Raw genomic sequence first — 19126 nt, forward strand, 5'->3', positions numbered from 1 at the left:
GATTTTTTACGAAAGATCAGAACAAGGTTTTTGCCATGACGATGGCATCTTCACGCCCAATGGCGGCTGGATAATAGCCTTTGCGGATACCCACTTCGTTAAAACCTGTGTTCAAATACAGACGGATAGCGGAAAAATTGGACTGACGCACTTCCAGAAAACAGGTTTCAGCCTTGGCAGTACGCGCAATGCGTTCCAAGGTTTTCAACAGACGGCTACCCAAGCCTTGGCCTTGGCTTTCGGGGGCAATACAAAGATTCAGCAGGTGCATCTCATCCAGCACGAACATCATCATGGCATACCCCTGCAATTGCCCCTCCTGTTCATAAACCCAGCCCGAATGACCGTGCTTGAGGCAGTCCAGAAAAATCGCGGCTGTCCACGGGAACGGGTAAGCACGAGCCTCCAGCGCCATGACTGTCGTTACATCGTCTGAGGTCATCGGGCGCAGTGGCAGAAAATCAGGATCAGTGTGATGTTGGGACATATTGGCTAGAAACTTCACGGGCAAACAATAAATCCTGCCACGCCTTACGTTTGTCAGCAGGCTGGCGCAACAGATAAGCAGGGTGATACGTCACGACAACCGGCGTGCCACTCACAGGGGCGCGATGCTGCTTACCGCGCAAACGTGCCAGCGGCTCCGTCGTCTGTAACAGGTTTTGGGCAGCAATACGGCCTACCACCAAAATCAGCGACGGGTTCACCAGCTCAATCTGGCGTTCCAGATAGCCCCGGCAATGAGTAGCCTCGTCCGGCTTCGGGTCGCGGTTATTGGGCGGGCGGCACTTGAGGACATTGGCGATGTAAACCGTTTCACGCGGCATCCCGATCGCTAGCAGCATATTGTTGAGCAACTGCCCGGCCTTGCCGACGAAAGGCTCGCCTTGGCGGTCTTCTTCCGCACCGGGGGCTTCACCAATTACCATCCAAGGTGCTTGCTGATTGCCCGTGCCGAACACAGTCTGGGTACGGACTTTGCTGATGTCGCAACGGGTACAGGATTGGACTGCGGTGCGGAGTTGTTGCCAGTCCATGTAGGAACAGTCGAAAGAAACAGGTATTGGCGAGGGAAGAGGCCGTTTTATGTCAGGGACAACCTCCTGCACCTCCCTCACCTCTTCCTGCACCCTACTATCTTTTGGCATCCACACCGGGATCCCCATTGCCTGCATGTAGCGATTACGTACCTGCACATCCACCCGTGCTTACACTCCCTGATGGTGCTGCGGATGTTCGCGCAGTGACTGACCGGCGAGCTTGTTCCACGCATCCACATAGGCTTTGGCAGAGGCAATCACGATGTCGGTATCCGCCCCGTGGCCGTGGATAATGCGCCCGCCCTTTTCCAGCCGTACCGTCACTTCACCCTGCGCATCTGTGCCGCTGGTGATATTGTTGACGGAATACAGTGCGAGGCTGGCGCTTTCGCCGACGATGCTTTCGATCGCTTTATAGACCGCATCGACTGGCCCGCCACCAATAGCCGTCGCAGTATGTTCTGTGTCGTGAACTTTCAGGGTCACGCGGGCTTCTGGTGCTTCGCCCGTGGTTGAGCAGACATGCAAGGAAATCAGTTCATAGGCCACCTCATCCTCGGCCGAACGGGTATCCATCATCAATACCATCAAGTCTTCGTCGAAGATGTCGTGCTTGCGGTCTGCCAAGTCCTTGAAGCGCGAAAAGGCGGCATTGAGTTCTTCTTCGGACTTAAACTCGATATTGAGTTCCTGCAAGCGGGTCTTGAAGGCGTTACGACCGGAATGCTTGCCGAGTACGATCTTGTTGTCGCTCCAGCCCACATCTTGCGCCCGCATGATTTCGTAGGTTTCGCGGTGTTTCAACACGCCATCCTGATGAATGCCGGATTCGTGGGCAAACGCATTCGCGCCAACAATGGCCTTGTTCGGCTGCACCGGAAAGCCGGTAACGCTGGAAACCAGCCGTGAGGTTGGCACAATGTGGGTAGCGTCGATACGGGTTTCGACTGGGAATACGTCAGGGCGCACCCGAATCGCCATCACCACTTCTTCGAGGGAGGCATTACCGGCACGTTCGCCCAGACCGTTGATGGTGCATTCGACCTGACGGGCGCCTTGCATGACCGCCGCCAAGGAATTGCCTACCGCCAAACCTAGGTCGTTGTGGCAATGCACCGAGAAAATGGCTTGGTCAGCATTCGGAATAGTGGTGATCAAACGCCCCACCATATCGCCAAATACGGATGGAATCTGGTAGCCAACCGTGTCAGGAATATTGATGGTACGCGCCCCGGCAGCAATCGCTGCTTCGATCACCCGGCAAAGGAAATCGAATTCGGAACGCCCGGCATCTTCGCAAGAAAATTCCACATCATCGGTGTAGTTCCGCGCCCGTTTCACCGCAAACACCGCTTGCTCGACCACCTGATCCGGCGTCATACGCAGCTTGTTCTGCATGTGGATCGGAGAGGTGGCGATGAACGTGTGGATACGCCCGGAATTGGCGGGCTTGATCGCTTCTGCCGCCCGGTCAATGTCTTTTTCCAAGGCACGAGCAAGGCCACAGACAGTGCTGTCTTTGACAAGACGGGCAATAGCTCTAACTGACTCGAAGTCGCCGACACTGGCAATAGGGAAGCCACCTTCGATGACATCCACCCGCATTTTTTCCAGCATCAAGGCAATGCGGATTTTTTCTTCCTGCGTCATGGATGCGCCGGGGCTTTGCTCGCCATCGCGCAAAGTGGTATCAAAAATGATTAAACGCTGCTTAGACATGATTCCTGCTCCAAAACACCGCTGCACGGGCTTTACCGGGCAAGCAGTGAGTCAACAATTTGAAAGTGGGGGTAATAATAGCGCGTGTTGCCGTGTGGGGCGTAGGAATTTATCAGTAATCGCGTAAAACCTCGTTCTTCAGGGCGAGGATATGCTTGTCACAATACGCCTTCCGTTCCGGCTCGTTTTCCGAAGATGCGCGGGGATGCGCGGGGACGTTGGTATTTCAATGTCGTGGTGCAGGTTGAGGTTGCCACGAATCAAAGCCAAACCGCGATTGGTATTGACCTTGGGTTAAAAACCACGGCCACCTGTAGCGATGGCTACGGTATTGGAACGCCAGCAGCGTTACCGAAATATTGAAGTGAAGCTCGGCAAAACCCAACGCGCGAATCAAAAGCGTCTTGGATGCAGGCTGGTTCATGTTGAAAACACAACTGAAATACAAAGCGATGGCGCGGTCAGTGGTGTTTGCAGAAGTCAACGAAGCGTACAGTACCCAGACGTGTTCGTGTTGCGGCAGTCTTTCCGTCAACAGTCCGAAAGGTAGAGCAGGGCTTGGAATAAGGGAATGGATGTGTGCCGACTGTGGCACGCTGCACGACAGAGATGTCAATGCAGCCCGCAACATTCTCGCGGCTGGGCATAGCCGTCTCGCCGGAGGAATCTTCATCCTTTAGGGTGGGGAGGATGTCAAGCACTGACCAGTTTTAACGGTATGACGGTTTGCGCAGCAGCTAACTCTTGTTCGGTTTGGATACGCATGAGTTGCACGTCCCGCTGTACCATTTCAAGCGCCATGTCTTTCGCTAACTGGATTTCTTCTAATTCTTGCTCGGCTTTAGCATCGGCTTCAGCTTTGAAACGGATATGCTGCAAACGCGCTGAAAATTCGTCACGCTCCCACACCATACGCTGCACGGCTGAATGAAAGTCATGCCGTCGAGCAGACAACTCAGCATCCCAACGCTGTACCTGACGTTGTTTGGCGTAGGCAAACTGGGCTTTTTCCAGCAGCATCAAGCCTTGTGCATCCAGCACTTGCTGAGGGTCATAATAGCTTTTAGGGGTTTGTTCCACCTTCATCAAAGCCGTCGACACCACTTCCAGCCCATATTTCCGTAATTGCAGGTTGAGACGACGGTTAACCGTTTCTGTAAAATCATGGCGTTGCTGGTGCACCGTGTTAAATGACATCATCGCCGCAGTGCCACGCAATACTGCTGTGCCTTCGGCTTCCAGCAAAGATTTTATCGTATCCCGTTGCAAATTGATTTCACCCAACACCCGTGCTGCTAATTGGACGCTGTTGACTTGCGCAGCCACCCTGACACTAAAGACCATTAACACATCGACACGCAGCAAGTCTTTGCTGATCAAGGAATTCGCGCCCTGCAAGCACAATTCAAGGCTGTATGTTTGCAGGTTGACCGGCGTCAGCGTGTGCAGGAAGGGAAACACAAAGCCGCCCCTACCGAGTAACACCTTGGGCTTACCCAAACCTGTCCGCAAATACGCGGCATCCACAGGAACACGGACATACAATACGTACAGCAGTAGCAAGAGTGTACTCACCAAGCCCAGCAGCAAGAATTCATAATAGAAATTACTAATCATAACGATAACACCTTGTGTATTATTTTTAATCATTCAAGGGATGTTGATTGATTATTTATCAATCAGATAATGATAACAAGATTTTATCAAAAGTCTAGCCAAACAAATAGAACTTGTTTATCATATCCAACAGTTAGGGAGAAATTTCACCTTAATTTTATGCTGATTAACTCAACAACCATCAGCTAAAGCTGAAGGGTTAGTCTGAATGGACTAAAGTCCTGATACGGGTCAAATAGACCCGTTTAGGCTTTTGTCCTAAAGTTATCATCTATTTTTGGCTCAAAATGGTGCTCTAAATATTCCCTGATCATTTCTTCAGTCACTTCCCCTGAGGTGACACAGAAGTAACCACGTGCCCAAAAGTGCCTTCCCCAGTAACGCTTCTTCAAATCCGGGAAACTCTCAAACAGTTTCGCCGAACTGCGTCCCTTGATCCGGCGCATAACGATTCGCGCAACGCCTTCTTCATTAGGGGAATGATTGCTTACGGCGATTACACTACGAATATTACTTATACGCTGATGCAAAACTAGAGGATGATGCCGCTAATCGTGGCAAACGGGACAAGTGATGGTCATTTGATTAGTCTAAGGAAGTCAGAACAAAAGGACTTCCCCTATGTACCGAGTTCACTTTGTACTTGGCTTGATTGCAGTCAGTACGACTGTAGTGGCAGGCGATACCCAAACACTTAAGCTAACTATACCCAAGGTAGTGATAGCCGCTATTGAACCCATAACCTCCCTCACTTTTGCGGAGGGAGCAAGCACAGCATCGGGCAGCAGTTCACTTTCCATAAGCTCCAATGACCCTCAAGCCAAACTGCAAATCACCCCCACAGGGGTAAACCTTGCCGTCACCTCATCCAGCATTGCTTGCCCCAGCGGCAGCAGCAGCAGCAGCAGCAGCACCTCGACCATTATCTGCGCGATTGGCATCAAACGTACCAAAGACAGCCTCCTGGCATTCGAGGCCACACGCACAGAAGGCGATGACTTCAGTATTAATTATACATTGACGCAATGATCTATGGGTAAACGGATTTATTGCGCTTTACGACGCTGGAACTTGCGATAACGCCGCCACACCCACCACACCGGCCCCGACAACGCATACGACAGGAAAACCCCGAACAACACCTTGGGCGGATCAATCGTGGTCAAAGCAAACCCCAGCACCATCACCAGAACGGCCAAAAACGGTACGCGGTTTCGCAGGTCAACATCCTTGAAACTGTAGAAACTGATATTGCTGACCATCAACAGACCCACTGCCAAGGTGAGAATCAAGGCAGGTATTTGTACATTACCACCGGCCACTTCCATATCGTGGAAGACCCACACCATCCCCACCATCACGGCGGCGGCAGCAGGGCTTGGCAAGCCCACGAAAAAGCGCTTGTCCACTTTGCCAATCTGGGTATTGAAACGCGCCAAGCGCAACGCCGCGCACGCCACGTATACAAACGCCGCCAGCCAGCCAGCCTTGCCCCAAGCAACGCCAGCCGATTGCAAATGCACCAATGCCCACTGGTACATCACCAAACCCGGCGCAACGCCAAAGGAAATCAAATCAGCCAGACTGTCGTATTGCGCACCGAATTCGGTTTGAGTATTGGTCATACGAGCAACCCGCCCATCCAGACCATCCAGAATCATGGCAATGAAAACTGCCACTGCTGCCGCTTCAAACTTGCCCTGCATGGCTGCGACCACAGCATAAAAACCGCCGAACATCGCGCCCGTGGTAAGTAGATTAGGTAATAGGTAAATGCCCTTACGTGGTGGGGCTTTGAGTTCCGGTTGTTGTTCTTCCACTTAAATTCATCCCGCTTACTGCTATAGGTATTCCGCACATAGTAGCCAGCATTAGGTGAAAGTGAAATGTGTTTCTGTAGAATCCGTTCGACAGCCTATTCTCCTATACTAATGAAAATAAACGTGTACAATCACAAGTCTAGGACGAATATGCTCACAGCAGTTTGATTTACATCAAAAAAACATACATTTAGGTGATTCGAGAGAGCCACATATGAAGACAGTTCCGTTACACAGCGCCAAAAAATCAGCCATCGCTTGCCACAATTGTAGCTTGAGTGACCTGTGCCTGCCGCGCGGCCTTAACCGTGACGAACTGGAATTGCTGGAAAACTCCATCAACAAAACAGTGAAAATCAAGAAAAAAGATTACCTGTTCCACCGTGACGACACCCAACAGGCCATCTTCGCTGTCAAAGCCGGGGCAATCAAAACATCCCTTTCTACCCCGGATGGTGAAGAACAAATCCTCGGTTTCTATCTGCCCGGCGACCTATTAGGGTTTGATGCGTTTGCCCGCGACCGCCATACCTGCGACGCCCAAGCGCTCGACGACACCCTAGTGTGTGAACTGAGCATGGATAACTTTCAGGACTTATGCGGCAAGCTCCCCATTATGCGCGGGCAAATGATGCGCCAGATCGGCACAGAAATTGAGCGTGAACAAATGCTGTTGTTGACGCTGGGGCAAATGCGTACCGAAGAACGTCTTGCCACCTTCTTATCCAGCCTGTCAGAACGTAACCAAGAACGCGGTTTCTCGCCTGCCGAGTTCAACCTGCCGATGGCACGCCACGACCTTGCCAACTACCTCGGCATGGCAGTCGAAACCCTCAGCCGCATGTTCTCCCGCTTGCAGGAAGAAAAAATCATTGCGGTACAACACCGCCTCGTCAAAATCGACGACATGAACCGCCTGAAACAACTGGCACATCACACCTGCCGCCCAGCGAGCGACGTGCTGTAGGGGCGTATTGCCATACGCCCTCCCTCAGCCTAAATTACCCGCGAGAAACGTTGTTGCACACCCTGTTTCCGCAAGCTGACATCAAACACCATGCAAATATTGCGGATCAGGAAACGGCCACGCGGCGTTACATCCAGCCCCGTATCCGTAAACCGCAATAGATCATCACCCGTCATGGTTCCCAACATCGCCAGCTCACGCTCAAAATAATCCGCAAACGCCAGCTTGAACAGTCGCTCAACCTGCGTGAAATCCAGCATAAAATGGCAAGCCAGTTGCTGAATAATAAAACGCCGCAACACATCATCATCATCCAGCGTCAAACCTTTGATCACCGGCAAATGCCCGGCATCAATGGCTGCGTAGTAATCATCCAGATTCTTGGCATTCTGGCTGTAAGATTCCGCCACACTGCTGATCGAACTCACCCCCATCGCCACCAAATCGCAATCCGCATGAGTGGTATAACCTTGGAAATTACGGTGCAAAGTCCCGTTACGCTGGGCAATCGCCAGCTCATCATCCGGCTTGGCAAAATGATCCATACCAATGTATTCGTAACCGGCTGACGTCAGGTGTTCCACCGCCAGTTGCATGATTTGCAGCTTGGTTTCGGGGGAAGGCAAGTCAACCTCGTTAATCCGCCGTTGCGGCTTGAACAGGTTCGGCATGTGCGCATAATTGAATACCGAAATACGGTCTGGCGACAGCGTAATAATCGTATCCAGCGTCTCGCGGAAGCTTTCAACACTCTGGAAAGGCAAACCGTAAATCAAATCCACGCTGATGGATTTCGCCCCCTGCGCCCGGCAAGCCTCAATAATCGCCAAGGTCTGCTCAATCGGCTGGATACGGTTAACCGCAGCCTGCACCCGCTCATTCACATCCTGCACGCCCAGACTGAAGCGATTAAAACCGATTTCACGCAACACCCCAATGGTTTCCGGTGTCACCGAACGCGGGTCAATCTCGATGGAATAATCGCCCTCATCGGTGATATGCAGGGAAAAATGTTCGCGGGTCTTTTCCATCAACGCCCGCATTTCATCGTGGTTGAGGAAGGTGGGTGTGCCACCACCCCAGTGCAACTGCTCTACGGTACGATCACGGTCATACAATTTCGCCTGCATCTCGATTTCACGGAACAGGTATTCCAGATATGTCACGGACTTGCTGTGGTCTTTGGTGACCACCTTGTTGCAAGCACAATAGAAACAAACGGTGTCGCAAAACGGGATATGAAAATACAGCGACAAGGGCAGCGGAATCGGGTCTTCGTTGCTCATGTAAGCGTGCGCCTTGTACTCGTCTTCAGTAAAAGGCCCAAATGCAACAGCCGTCGGATAAGACGTGTAACGCGGCCCCGCCGTATCATAACGACGAATCAACTCTGCATCGAACTGTACTGTACTCATACCAACCTCTTTATCTGCCCAAGCTCAGGCAGTATGCATAAATGCCGTATCCGATCACCAATTACAAGCACTTGAAACAAAACAGTAAACTAAATTGACTTGTATCAAGAAACCGAAAGTGGACACATTGTAAACCACATAGAAAACAGGTGTAATAACTCTCGAAGGTTGCTGAGACTGATGTTCGTTACCTCCTCGGCATCAGCAATTTTCAACGCTCTACATACCCTAAAGCACTTGGCTCTCCTCTTTGGAGAGCCTTCTTTTTGGTGGCTTGGTAAATTTACAGCCTTACGATACCGCTCGAAGTATCCACCAAGGAGAAAAATTCATGCTTGACTAAAGTCAATAGATTGCTGTTGCAAATAAGCCACAAATAAGGGAAGTATAGACTTGTTGACATATATCAAGTATATATTGTATAAATCGTGTAAATAATAAACAATATTAAAAAGTAATACCAAAACCGCTATATCGCCATAAATCGAAAAGGAAAAAATATGCAGGGCTTAGTCGTATTGTTACCAACTTTATTGTTCGCCATTTTTGCCGCAGTCGTTGTCTGGTTTGAAACCTATTACCGATCACGAAGCCGCGACAACACGGACTGCCAGTCCCTAGGCAAAACACTGGATACTAATAAACAACAGAAATCATAGACATAAGACCAACTTTTGTACTAGGCTATACCCGAACTTATAACAGGTATAGCAGTGTTACGAATTTTACTGATCTTTCTGATCTATATCATCGGCGTGCAAGCTAGCGCCGATGCACCTGTGTTACCTGTATTTTCAGGGGCAGAAGGCTTCGGTACACGCACCACTGGCGGGCGCGGTGGGATCGTCTGCAAAGTCACCAATCTGAATGATAGTGGCACCGGCAGTTTGCGTGACTGCATTGATAACCCGCAGCCACGCATTATCATTTTTACCACAGGTGGTATCATCCGCCTGGAAAGCAACCTCAGCATCCGCCACCCTTACCTCACCATTTTTGGACAAACGGCCCCCGGCGACGGCATCGTGGTAACAGGCACTCCCACCATCCAGCAAGCACTCGTCACCATTGCCACTCATGATGTGGTCGTGCAGCACCTGCGCTTCCGCACCAGCCTCGGTAGTGAGCCTGACTGTTGCAGTCATGCACTAACCATTGCCCCAGCCGAAAATAATGATCCCCTCGCCAATATCGTCCTTGATCACTGCTCCTTTTCGGGCGGAACCACAGGCATTATCGCTTGTACAAACGATACGCACGACACCACCCTGAGCTACAACATCATTGGCCCTGGTCACAAACAAGCAGTAAAAGAAAAAGAAGACGACGGCAATCAGGGGATATTTTTTGATTCACCCGGCACACACGCTATCAGCTTGCACCACAACCTCGTCATCCACAGCCAAAGCAGCAACCCCAGCTTCAAAACCGGCAATGGCATCATCGACATTGTTAATAACCTGATCTACAACTGGGGACAAAGCGGTGTAGAAATAATCAGCAAACACGGTAAAATGCAGGTCAACCTGATTCACAACCTCTATGTCATGGGCAAGGACTCCCAACGTGAAGCGCCTGAGCTAGCCGCCCGTAATGCAGGCGAGGACTACCAACTCTTCCTTGAAGAAAACCTCAGCATCCGCGACTCTGAACAGCCCGAACCCCTGCCTGTCAACTTTAACCTGCTAGGCTGGCCAACTGCCAACTGGGAATCGAATGAGCGTTTCCCCGCCCCGCCGATTACCACCTTTAAAGCCCAGACACTACTGGACAAAATACTGCCAACCGTCGGTGCAATTCTTCCCCGACGAGATGCCACCGACCTCGCCGCCGTTGAAGATACCCGCAAACAACAGGGGAATATTCCACCCTGCCCAACCCCACCAGAATGCCCAGTCAACACCGCCGCCCCCAGCGTTTATGCCAGTGGCTCATCAGCAACCGACAAAGACGATGATGGCATCCCCGACACTTGGGAGCAGGCCAACACCCTAGACCCCGACAAGCCCGATGCTACCGAAGATCACAACGTTAACGGCTACAGCAATATCGAAGAGTGGGTCTTCAGCCTGACCCCCAGCACCGCCCTCGCACAACACCATCAAAAAGCCAAAGCTGCCAACTAATGCCAGCGGCTTATCTATCGGCGTATTAAGACCACAGGCTTAACACTTATCTGGCAAATGCCCTTTTCCATCCTGCCCCTGCTTCCTGCCACTCTCCATCTGTAACAGCATCACCTGTAATCGGCACAAGGAAATGGGCTTACGTGCCATGTCGCGTGTCACGGAGCAGTACCAAAAGCTATCAAGGAGTTAGCCGATCATGAGTGGACTGACGGGATTCTACTCCCTTTCCAGCAAACGCAATTCAGCCGACATGCGCAGCAACCTGCGCCGGATGAGCGCCGCACTCATGCACAGGGGGTCAGATGACCACAGCCTATGGCTAGACCGCGAGGCAGGGATTGCGTTAGGGCATCAACAGCTTGCCATGATGGGTAGCACCCCCTCTGGCAGCCAGCCAATGACCACACCGTCAGGGCGTTACGCCATCGCCTTTGACGGGGAAATCTACAACCAGGTAGCCTTGCGCCAACGCCTCAGCATCAAAGGCTATTGTGACTGGCAGGGAACCTCCACTACCGAAACCCTGCTGGTGGCGTTTACCTGCTGGGGAATCCGCCGTACCCTGCAAGCCTGTGTAGGCATGTTCGCCATCGCCTTGTGGGACAACAAAACCAGCCGTTTGACCCTAGTACGTGACCGCATGGGCGAAAAACCCCTGTACTACGGCTGGATGGGAAAAACCTTCCTGTTCGGCTCTGAGCTGAAAGCCTTGCAGATGCATCAGGCATGGAATGCCAGCATCAACCGTGAGGCCATCGCCTGCCAGCTACACCTGAGCTATATTCCGGCACCGCTGACCATTTACCAGCACATTTACAAGCTCGAACCCGGTCATTTGTTGCAAATTACCCCTCACAGCTTGCCCGGAAGCCCGATACAAGTGGGGGCTTGGTGGTCGTTGGCAACACAGATTGCCCAAACCAGGCAAGCACACTTTCCCAAACAGTTCTTCAGGAATACTCGCAAGCAGGCCGATACCCTTGAAGCGTGCCTGAGTAACGCGGTGCGCCAACAAATGCGGGCGGATGTGCCGGTGGGTATTTTCCTCTCTGGCGGTGTCAATTCATCCCTGCTAGCGGCCTTGATGCAAACACAAACCCAACAAACACTGCAAACCTTCACCATCGCTTATGCTGGAATGGATGACCGCAAAGCAAATCACGCCCGCGCTGTTGCTCGGCATCTGGGCGCAGAACACCACGAGTTTTATGCTAATTCGGTGGATGTACGAGATATTATTCCCCTACTTCCCAGCGTGTTTGATGAACCGTTTTCGGATATGGCGCAAGTTCCTGCCTTGCTGATGGCGCAACTGGCCAGCACCAAAGTCAACGTCTGCCTGTCAGGGTGTGGTGCGGATGAACTGTTCGGTGGTTACCAGCGTTATGGTTACAGTGACGGTTACGCCCAACGACTCTGGAAACGTTTACAGCATCTACCGGGGCTTTTACGCAGTACACCGAGCCAAGCAATCTCTGAAGAGGTAGTGCTTGGCATCTGCTCAACACCCGCGCCGATTCCCAACCATCTCCCGGAACGCCTGGATTTCACCGAACGCCTGATGTACCGGGATACACTAGGGTATCTGCCCGACAATATCCTGACCAAAATGGACCGTGCCAGCATGGGCGTCAGCCTTGAAACCCGTGCCCCCTATCTTGACCCCCGCATGGTTGAGCTGGCTTGGCAATTGCCCTTACACATGAAAATTCGCCATGGGCAGGGAGTATGGTTATTACATCAGGTGCTAGAGCGCCACCTTCCCCAACACTTGTGCGTACACCCCCGACAACAAAATTCCCATCCGCCGCTGGGTGATTGGTTACGTACCAGCCTGCGTGATTGGGCAGAAGCCTTGCTGGATGCTTCGCGCCTGCGTCAGGAAGGTTTTTTCGACCCCACCCCCATCCGCGAAAAATGGCGGCAGCATTTGGCAGGGCAATATAACTGGCAAGATTATCTGTGGAATCTGCTGATGTTTCAGGCATGGCATGAGCGTCAGATACCGGTTATGCGGGCAATGGCAGCGTGATCAACAACTTCACGCCTCATCCATGAAAAAGTGCTCGTCGAACATCTCGATAAAGCGCTTGGCTTGTGGGGTAAAAAACTTGCCGCGCCGCGCAATCAAGCCATAACTGCGCGAGGGGAAATAATCCTTGAGCGGAATCGCCACAATCTTCTCGTGACCCGTTAAACAAACCTCGGTGACAATTGACACGCCCAAACCCATTTCCACGTAACGTTTGACGATTTCCCAACCACCTGCCTCCATCGCCACCGAATAGGGCACTTCATGCTGGCGAAAGACTGTATCCACCATCCGCCAGGTACTCATGTTGCGCGGCGGCAGGATCAAACCATACGGCCCAATATCATCCAGCTTGATCTTGCGCTTCAATTTAGCCAGCGGATGCTTTTCGGGCGTAATCAGGATCGAGCCAAACGCAACAAACGGCTTGTACACAATCGTATCAGGAATATGCAATAACGGACCAACGGCTAAATCCACCTGATCTTCCAGCAGCTTTTTCATGCCGCTCTGGCCTTCGACATTGTGCAGGTTGATACGAATACCGGGGTATGCCGCGCAAAAACGTTCCAGATACTTGGGCAATACATACAAGGCAGTAGACTGACCAACCGCAATATTCAACTCCCCCTGCTCCATTTTGCCAAGGCTCGCCGCAAACGTTTCCTTGAGGGAATCGATCCCCGCTGCAATCGGCTGTACAAGCTGGTAAAGTATTTTCCCTTCCGGTGTCAAACGCACGCTAGGGCCACGCCGCTCCAGTAACTGCTCACCCATTTCACGCTCAAGCGCTTGAATTTGTAAAGAAACTGTCGGCTGACTAATATGTAATTGTTCCGCAGCATGAGTAATGTTTTCTTTCTGCGCGACCACACAAAAAGTCCGCAGCAACTTATAACGTGTCTGCTTATAGTAGTGCATTGCCAACGTTTTTATCCTCCTCTGTGATTCCATTATTGTGCAATACAATGGTAATAATTGAAACAATTGATTTTTTACTATCCACTATTTTCGGTATCTTACGCGGCAGCTAAACACTCATTACGGGTGTTTATCTATGCTAACTGTGGTGCTTGCGGCGTCAATGATAGACGCCGCTCTTTTTTCTCTCCCTCCCCTGTGAAACAATGCCTTAATACCTGCAAATAAAAGATCCAATACTTCCCAACGCGACTGATGGAGATTTCATGATGGCAAACGATTATATTCTTTGGTTTGACCAATTGGGGATGCACGACGTTAATATCGTCGGCGGCAAAAATGCCTCCCTTGGGGAAATGATTAGCAATTTGGCCAACGCGGGCGTCAGCGTCCCGAATGGTTTTGCCACCACCACACACGCTTACCAAGATTTTATCCGCGCTGATGGTCTGGCTGACCGTATCAACGCACTCCTGAATTCACTCAACGTCGACGACATCCACGCCCTCACCACTGCTGGCAAAACCATCCGTGGCTGGGTTATGGATACGCCTTTGCCAGACAAGCTGCTGGAAACCGTGCGCGAAGCTTATGAAACCCTCGTGGGCAGTTCTGGCGACACCGCTTCTTTCGCAGTACGTTCTTCCGCCACTGCCGAAGACTTGCCAGATGCCTCCTTTGCAGGCCAGCAAGAAACCTTCCTCAACGTGCAGGGTCTCGACAATGTGATTGCCGCCATCAAGGAAGTGTTCGCCTCCCTGTATAATGACCGTGCCATTGCCTACCGTGTCCACCAGCATTTTGAGCACGACAAAGTGTTCCTGTCAGCGGGCGTACAAAAAATGGTACGCAGCGACATCGGTGCCAGTGGCGTACTGTTCACCCTTGACACCGAATCCGGTTTCCGCGATGCCGTTTTTGTCACTGGCGCATACGGCTTGGGCGAAACCGTGGTGCAAGGCGCAGTCAACCCCGACGAATTCTACGTTTACAAACCCAATATCGAAGCGGGTCGCCCTGCGATCCTCAGCCGTCGTTTGGGAACCAAAGCCATTGAAATGGTCTACGCCGCCACCGCTGGCGATGCGCACAATAAAGCGACATTGACCCGTGAAGTCGATGCTGCCCGCAGCCAGCGTTTCTGCCTGACCGAAGAGCAAGTCGAATCGCTTGCCCGCCAAGCCATGATCATCGAAAAGCATTACCAGCGCCCGATGGACATCGAGTGGGCACTGGATGGCGGCGACGGCAAGCTCTACATCGTGCAAGCCCGCCCTGAAACCGTCGAAAGCCGCGCTTCTGCCACCCTTATCGAACGTTACCAGCTCCAAGCCAAAGGTGACATCGTTGCTGAAGGCCGTGCTATCGGTCAGAAAATCGGCCAAGGCCCTGCGCGGATCATCATGAGCATCAGCCAGATGGACGAGGTGAAAGAAGGCGACGTACTCGTCACCGACATGACCGACCCGGATTGGGAACCGATCATGAAACGCGCTTCCGCCATCGTCACCAACCGGGGGGGCCGTACCTGCCATGCCGCGATCATTGCGCGTGAAATGGGTATTCCAGCGGTGGTTGGTTGTGGCGATGCCACCGAGCGCGTCAAAGCGGGCGACGAAATCACTGTTTCCTGTGCGGAAGGCGACACTGGCTTCATCTACAGCGGCCTGCTGCCGTTTGAAGTGCGCACCGCCGACACTGGCAACTTGCCCGATCTTTCCGTGAAAATTATGATGAACGTGGGCAACCCGTCCCGCGCTTTCGCCTTCTCACGCTTGCCGAATGCAGGTGTTGGTCTGGCACGGCTGGAATTCATCATCAACAACACCATCGGCATTCACCCGAAAGCCTTGCTGGAATTCGAGAATCTGCCCGCCGACCTGAAAGCCAGCATTGGCGCAAAGATTGCCGGTTACGCCAGCCCGGTCGATTTCTACGTGGAAAAACTGGTCGAAGGCATCGCCACGCTTGCAGCGGCTTACGCACCCAACAAAGTCATCGTGCGTATGTCCGACTTCAAGTCGAACGAATACGCCAACCTGATGGCAGGCGACCGTTACGAGCCGCACGAAGAAAACCCGATGATCGGCTACCGGGGCGTTTCGCGCTACCTGTCCGAATCATTCCGCGACTGTTTCGAGCTGGAATGCCGGGCGCTGCGCAAAGTCCGCAACGAAATGGGCTTGAGCAACGTTGAAATCATGATCCCATTCTGCCGCACGCTGGAAGAAGCCCAACAAGTCACCGAATTGCTGGCGACTCAAGGCATCAAACGTGGTGAAAACGGTTTGCGCCTGATCATGATGTGCGAAATTCCGTCCAACGCGGTGCTGGCGGAAGAGTTCCTTGAATACTTCGACGGCTTCTCCATCGGCTCCAACGACATGACGCAATTGACGCTGGGTCTTGACCGCGATTCTGGCTTGATTGCGCACCTGTTTGACGAGCGTAACCCTGCTGTGAAAAAGCTGCTGAAAATGGCGATTGATGCTTGCCACAAGCAAGGTAAATACATCGGCATTTGCGGGCAAGGGCCATCTGACTACCCCGACTTCGCCGTCTGGTTGCACGAACAAGGCATCAGCAGCCTGTCATTGAACCCGGACACCGTGGTCGACACATGGCTGCACCTCGCCAGCCTTGACAACGCCAAAGCATGAGTACCGAAACTTGCAAAAATCGGCGGACAGTTTTCTACCTGTCCGACCGCACCGGCATCACCGTCGAAACACTGGGTCATAGCTTGTTGACCCAGTTCGATGGGATTAAATGGCGCAAAATCGGCATCCCGTTTCTGGATTCCGAGGAAAAAGCCAAAGCTGCCGCCGAACAAATCAACCTGACCCGCGAACAGGATGGCTGCCGCCCACTGGTATTCAGCACCCTGATCGACCCTGCGGTACGTTCCTGGATAGAACAGGCCGACTGTGCCATTTACGACTTTTTCGAGAGCTTCATCGACTCGATGGAAAAGGAACTGGGGCAGCAATCCTCCCACGCTATCGGGCGTTCGCACGGGGTCAATAACAATGCCTCCTACACCAAGCGGATTGCAGCCGTCAACTTTGCCCAAACCAACGATGACGGTATCAGCGCGAAAAGTTTCGCCGAAGCTGACATCATTCTGGTGGGGGTTTCACGCTCCGGCAAAACGCCAACCTGCTTGTATCTGGCCTTGCAATACGGCATTTACGCTGCTAACTACCCACTGACGGAAGAGGACATGGATTCATCTTCCCTGCCCTCGATCATCAAGCCCTTCAAAGACAAATTGTTTGGCCTGACCATTACTGCGGAACAGCTTCACAAAATCCGTCAGGAACGCAAACCCAACAGCCGCTATGCCTCGCTCAGCCAATGCCAGCAGGAACTTCAATGGCAGGAAAGTTTGTACCGGCGTGAAAAAATTCCCTACATCGACACGACCGCAACGTCGATTGAGGAAATGGCGACCACCATCCTCAACCGCAGCGGCTTGAAACGGCAGTTGTACGGGGAGTAAGTCAAGTGCGACAATACGCACTTTTTCCCAGCCCCGGAAACGCCATGACAGCCCAGATCATTGATGGAAAGAAAATCGCCGCCGACGTCCGTGTCGAAGTCAAACAAGGTGTCGATGCACGCCTACAACAAGGCAAACGCCGCCCCGGCCTTGCCGTTATTCTCATCGGTTCCGACCCTGCGTCGCAAGTGTACGTCAGCCACAAGCGCAAAGCCTGCGACGAAGTGGGCATTATGTCACGCTCTTACGACCTGCCTCCGCAAACCACCCAGCACGAACTGATCGAACTGGTCAATGAACTCAATCACGACCCGCTGATTGATGGCATTCTGGTACAACTGCCCCTGCCTGCGCATCTGGATTCATCCCTGATCATCGAGCAAATCAACCCCAGCAAGGACGTGGATGGCTTCCACCCCACCAACGTTGGCAGGCTGACATTGCGTATCCCTGCCCTGCGCCCCTGCACGCCCTATGGCATCATGCGTTTGCTGGACAGCACGGGCGAAGTCTACAAAGGCCGCCATGCGGTCATTGTGGGCGCGTCCAATATTGTCGGTCGCCCAATGATGCTGGAACTACTGCTCGCCGGTGCCACCGTCACCGTCACTCACCGCTTCAGTGGCAGCTCCACCCCCGATCTGGTTCGGCAAGCCGACATCGTAGTCGCTGCGGCGGGCAAACCGGGGCTAGTCAAAGGTGACTGGATCAAACCGGGCGCAACCGTGATCGACGTAGGCATCAACCGGCTGGAAAATGGCAAACTGGCAGGCGATGTAGAATTTGCCGCAGCAGCAGAACGCGCAGCGTGGATTACGCCAGTTCCCGGCGGGGTCGGACCCATGACCGTGGCAATGCTCATGAAAAATACGCTGGAAGCCTGCGAAAAGCATTCGTTCTAGGCGAGAACAGGGGCGTATTGAATACGCCCCCACCCTGAAAGACTTACTTCTTGCTGGCTTGTTCCAGCAGCGCTTTAACCGTTGCGGCATCCAGCGCACCGGACTCTTGCAGACGGCGGATCACCGGTGCGGGCAAGCAAACCACTTCAGATGAGCGGAAATCAACCCCGCCGGATACCCCGCCGCATTTCTGGCGCTTGGCATCGCTTGCCTTGGTTTTGGCTTCGTCATAGGTAATTTTGGCAGCATCAATCCAGCCATTCTGGCCTGCCCAGCGTACCCGTTCCATCGCAAATGCGCCTGCTTCGGCGCGTTGCCCCAGTTTGACGATACTGGTTCCGCTGTGGGGAATTTCCACCGCAATGGCATCCTCGCCGTGATCCACGTACATCATCAGGCTTTCACCGGGAGACAAATCCTGTACCGCATACACCGGAATGGATTTGAACAGGCCACCTTTGGCTGCTTCCGGGTAGCCACAACATTCCTTGTCTTGCACCGCCGGGTCAACCAGACACTGGCGGCGTTTATTTGCCTCCTCGGTGGCTTTAGGGTCTTCCGCCAGTGCGTCTGACAGAACCCAGCCGGTCTGGTTATCCCAACTGACTTTTTCCCATACCTTATCGCCAACGGTCATTTGCGCATTGCGGCGGGCAAGCCAGGTAGCATTATGGGGAATGTTGACCAGAACCTCCTTGCCGGGTTCTTTGTACATTTTCAGAACATTGCCTGCATCAAGACCCTGGACACGGTACACCAACGACGTATCCGCAGGCATGGACAGTTCCGCAACACCCAGCAAGGGCACTGCCAACAGCATAAAACCACCCAACCAAGACAGGGACGTTTTCTTCAAGACACTCTTTTTCTTCATAATCAATCTCCGACACCTTCCCGACTGACAACGGGTGCGTCATCTCGCAAGTTAAAAAGCACAGCCGTCATTGGGGATAAAATGACCTGCTAGCTTGATCTAAAACCAACCATCCATAGTTTTGGTTAATCTTTGATAAACATATATTTACGTTACATGATTATGATCTTACAGTTGCAAAAAAGTCA

General features: G+C 52.5%; 17 protein-coding genes and 1 pseudogene. 8 read left to right on the forward strand and 10 right to left on the reverse strand.

Annotated features, from left to right (window positions below):
• Positions 1-16: 16 nt before the first annotated feature.
• From rimI to J9253_RS08720, 3 genes are read right to left on the reverse strand one after another with little or no spacing between them, the layout of a single operon-like run.
• Entirely contained in the window at positions 17-487 is a 471-nt protein-coding gene (gene rimI, locus J9253_RS08710) for a ribosomal protein S18-alanine N-acetyltransferase (RefSeq protein ID WP_210224212.1), read from the reverse strand.
• Positions 468-1148, reverse strand: coding sequence for a uracil-DNA glycosylase (locus J9253_RS08715; RefSeq protein ID WP_228291549.1), 681 nt, complete (start codon positions 1146-1148; stop codon positions 468-470). Before J9253_RS08715 ends, rimI begins: the two co-directional genes overlap by 20 nt.
• Before the next feature lie 60 nt (positions 1149-1208).
• The gene (locus tag J9253_RS08720) at positions 1209-2759 is read right to left on the reverse strand and encodes a 2-isopropylmalate synthase (RefSeq protein WP_210224213.1); all 1551 of its coding nucleotides are present in this window, start codon (positions 2757-2759) and stop codon (positions 1209-1211) included.
• Between the two features lie 195 nt (positions 2760-2954).
• Between J9253_RS08720 and J9253_RS21135 the strand changes: the two genes are divergently transcribed.
• Positions 2955-3122: a hypothetical protein gene (locus J9253_RS21135; protein WP_266097380.1), complete on the forward strand. Its 168-nt coding sequence runs from the start codon at positions 2955-2957 to the stop codon at positions 3120-3122.
• A 59-nt stretch (positions 3123-3181) separates the two neighbouring features.
• On the forward strand, positions 3182-3439 hold the full coding sequence (locus tag J9253_RS21140; RefSeq protein WP_266097381.1) for a transposase: 258 nt from the start codon (positions 3182-3184) through the stop codon (positions 3437-3439).
• Between the two features lie 13 nt (positions 3440-3452).
• Here J9253_RS21140 and J9253_RS08730 read toward each other — a convergent pair whose 3' ends face one another.
• From J9253_RS08730 to pssA, 4 genes and pseudogenes are all read right to left on the reverse strand, one after another.
• On the reverse strand, positions 3453-4376 hold the full coding sequence (locus J9253_RS08730; protein WP_210224214.1) for an SPFH domain-containing protein: 924 nt from the start codon (positions 4374-4376) through the stop codon (positions 3453-3455).
• A 245-nt stretch (positions 4377-4621) separates the two neighbouring features.
• Positions 4622-4825 (reverse strand): annotated as a pseudogene (gene tnpA, locus J9253_RS08735) (IS200/IS605 family transposase); the annotation flags it as partial.
• Between the two features lie 366 nt (positions 4826-5191).
• The gene (locus J9253_RS21145) at positions 5192-5317 is read right to left on the reverse strand and encodes a hypothetical protein (RefSeq protein WP_266097382.1); all 126 of its coding nucleotides are present in this window, start codon (positions 5315-5317) and stop codon (positions 5192-5194) included.
• A 105-nt stretch (positions 5318-5422) separates the two neighbouring features.
• Positions 5423-6196, reverse strand: a complete 774-nt coding sequence (gene pssA / locus J9253_RS08740) for a CDP-diacylglycerol--serine O-phosphatidyltransferase (RefSeq protein ID WP_210224215.1) — start codon at positions 6194-6196, stop codon at positions 5423-5425.
• A 214-nt stretch (positions 6197-6410) separates the two neighbouring features.
• Here pssA and fnr point away from each other — a divergent pair, with 214 nt between their 5' ends.
• Positions 6411-7163 (forward strand): fumarate/nitrate reduction transcriptional regulator Fnr, encoded by a 753-nt coding sequence (fnr, locus tag J9253_RS08745; RefSeq protein WP_210224216.1) that lies wholly within the window; start codon positions 6411-6413, stop codon positions 7161-7163.
• Positions 7164-7192: 29 nt separating this feature from the next.
• Here fnr and hemN read toward each other — a convergent pair whose 3' ends face one another.
• Positions 7193-8578 (reverse strand): oxygen-independent coproporphyrinogen III oxidase, encoded by a 1386-nt coding sequence (gene hemN, locus J9253_RS08750; RefSeq protein ID WP_210224217.1) that lies wholly within the window; start codon positions 8576-8578, stop codon positions 7193-7195.
• A 713-nt stretch (positions 8579-9291) separates the two neighbouring features.
• Between hemN and J9253_RS08755 the strand changes: the two genes are divergently transcribed.
• Positions 9292-10704, forward strand: coding sequence for a hypothetical protein (locus tag J9253_RS08755; protein ID WP_210224218.1), 1413 nt, complete (start codon positions 9292-9294; stop codon positions 10702-10704).
• 199 nt (positions 10705-10903) lie between these two features.
• Positions 10904-12739, forward strand: coding sequence for an asparagine synthase (glutamine-hydrolyzing) (gene asnB, locus J9253_RS08760; RefSeq protein WP_210224219.1), 1836 nt, complete (start codon positions 10904-10906; stop codon positions 12737-12739).
• A 9-nt stretch (positions 12740-12748) separates the two neighbouring features.
• Here asnB and J9253_RS08765 read toward each other — a convergent pair whose 3' ends face one another.
• A complete protein-coding gene (locus tag J9253_RS08765) occupies positions 12749-13660 on the reverse strand; it encodes a LysR family transcriptional regulator (protein ID WP_228291575.1) in 912 nt (303 codons plus the stop codon).
• Between the two features lie 266 nt (positions 13661-13926).
• Here J9253_RS08765 and ppsA point away from each other — a divergent pair, with 266 nt between their 5' ends.
• From ppsA to folD, 3 genes are read left to right on the forward strand one after another with little or no spacing between them, the layout of a single operon-like run.
• Positions 13927-16320: a phosphoenolpyruvate synthase gene (ppsA, locus tag J9253_RS08770; protein ID WP_407701789.1), complete on the forward strand. Its 2394-nt coding sequence runs from the start codon at positions 13927-13929 to the stop codon at positions 16318-16320.
• Positions 16317-17162 (forward strand): posphoenolpyruvate synthetase regulatory kinase/phosphorylase PpsR, encoded by an 846-nt coding sequence (gene ppsR, locus J9253_RS08775; protein ID WP_210224221.1) that lies wholly within the window; start codon positions 16317-16319, stop codon positions 17160-17162. Before ppsA ends, ppsR begins: the two co-directional genes overlap by 4 nt.
• Before the next feature lie 44 nt (positions 17163-17206).
• Positions 17207-18064: a bifunctional methylenetetrahydrofolate dehydrogenase/methenyltetrahydrofolate cyclohydrolase FolD gene (gene folD, locus J9253_RS08780; protein WP_210224222.1), complete on the forward strand. Its 858-nt coding sequence runs from the start codon at positions 17207-17209 to the stop codon at positions 18062-18064.
• A 43-nt stretch (positions 18065-18107) separates the two neighbouring features.
• Here folD and J9253_RS08785 read toward each other — a convergent pair whose 3' ends face one another.
• Positions 18108-18938, reverse strand: a complete 831-nt coding sequence (locus J9253_RS08785) for a hypothetical protein (RefSeq protein ID WP_210224223.1) — start codon at positions 18936-18938, stop codon at positions 18108-18110.
• Positions 18939-19126: the final 188 nt, after the last annotated feature.

Origin of the sequence: Thiothrix litoralis (genome assembly GCF_017901135.1) — a bacterium.
GTDB lineage: Bacteria > Pseudomonadota > Gammaproteobacteria > Thiotrichales > Thiotrichaceae > Thiothrix > Thiothrix litoralis.

Coding starts and splice junctions, on each gene's coding strand:
- fnr (WP_210224216.1), top strand. CDS start 6,411: ATGAAGACAGTTCCGTTACACAGCGCCAAAAAATCAGCCATCGCTTGC.
- J9253_RS08730 (WP_210224214.1), bottom strand. CDS start 4,376: ATGATTAGTAATTTCTATTATGAATTCTTGCTGCTGGGCTTGGTGAGT.
- J9253_RS21145 (WP_266097382.1), bottom strand. CDS start 5,317: ATGCCAATCGCGCAGATAATGGTCGAGGTGCTGCTGCTGCTGCTGCTG.
- J9253_RS08785 (WP_210224223.1), bottom strand. CDS start 18,938: ATGAAGAAAAAGAGTGTCTTGAAGAAAACGTCCCTGTCTTGGTTGGGT.
- rimI (WP_210224212.1), bottom strand. CDS start 487: ATGTCCCAACATCACACTGATCCTGATTTTCTGCCACTGCGCCCGATG.
- asnB (WP_210224219.1), top strand. CDS start 10,904: ATGAGTGGACTGACGGGATTCTACTCCCTTTCCAGCAAACGCAATTCA.
- J9253_RS08765 (WP_228291575.1), bottom strand. CDS start 13,660: ATGCACTACTATAAGCAGACACGTTATAAGTTGCTGCGGACTTTTTGT.
- folD (WP_210224222.1), top strand. CDS start 17,207: ATGACAGCCCAGATCATTGATGGAAAGAAAATCGCCGCCGACGTCCGT.
- ppsR (WP_210224221.1), top strand. CDS start 16,317: ATGAGTACCGAAACTTGCAAAAATCGGCGGACAGTTTTCTACCTGTCC.
- J9253_RS08720 (WP_210224213.1), bottom strand. CDS start 2,759: ATGTCTAAGCAGCGTTTAATCATTTTTGATACCACTTTGCGCGATGGC.
- J9253_RS21135 (WP_266097380.1), top strand. CDS start 2,955: ATGCGCGGGGATGCGCGGGGACGTTGGTATTTCAATGTCGTGGTGCAG.
- J9253_RS08715 (WP_228291549.1), bottom strand. CDS start 1,148: ATGCCAAAAGATAGTAGGGTGCAGGAAGAGGTGAGGGAGGTGCAGGAG.
- hemN (WP_210224217.1), bottom strand. CDS start 8,578: ATGAGTACAGTACAGTTCGATGCAGAGTTGATTCGTCGTTATGATACG.
- J9253_RS21140 (WP_266097381.1), top strand. CDS start 3,182: ATGTTGAAAACACAACTGAAATACAAAGCGATGGCGCGGTCAGTGGTG.
- ppsA (WP_407701789.1), top strand. CDS start 13,927: ATGATGGCAAACGATTATATTCTTTGGTTTGACCAATTGGGGATGCAC.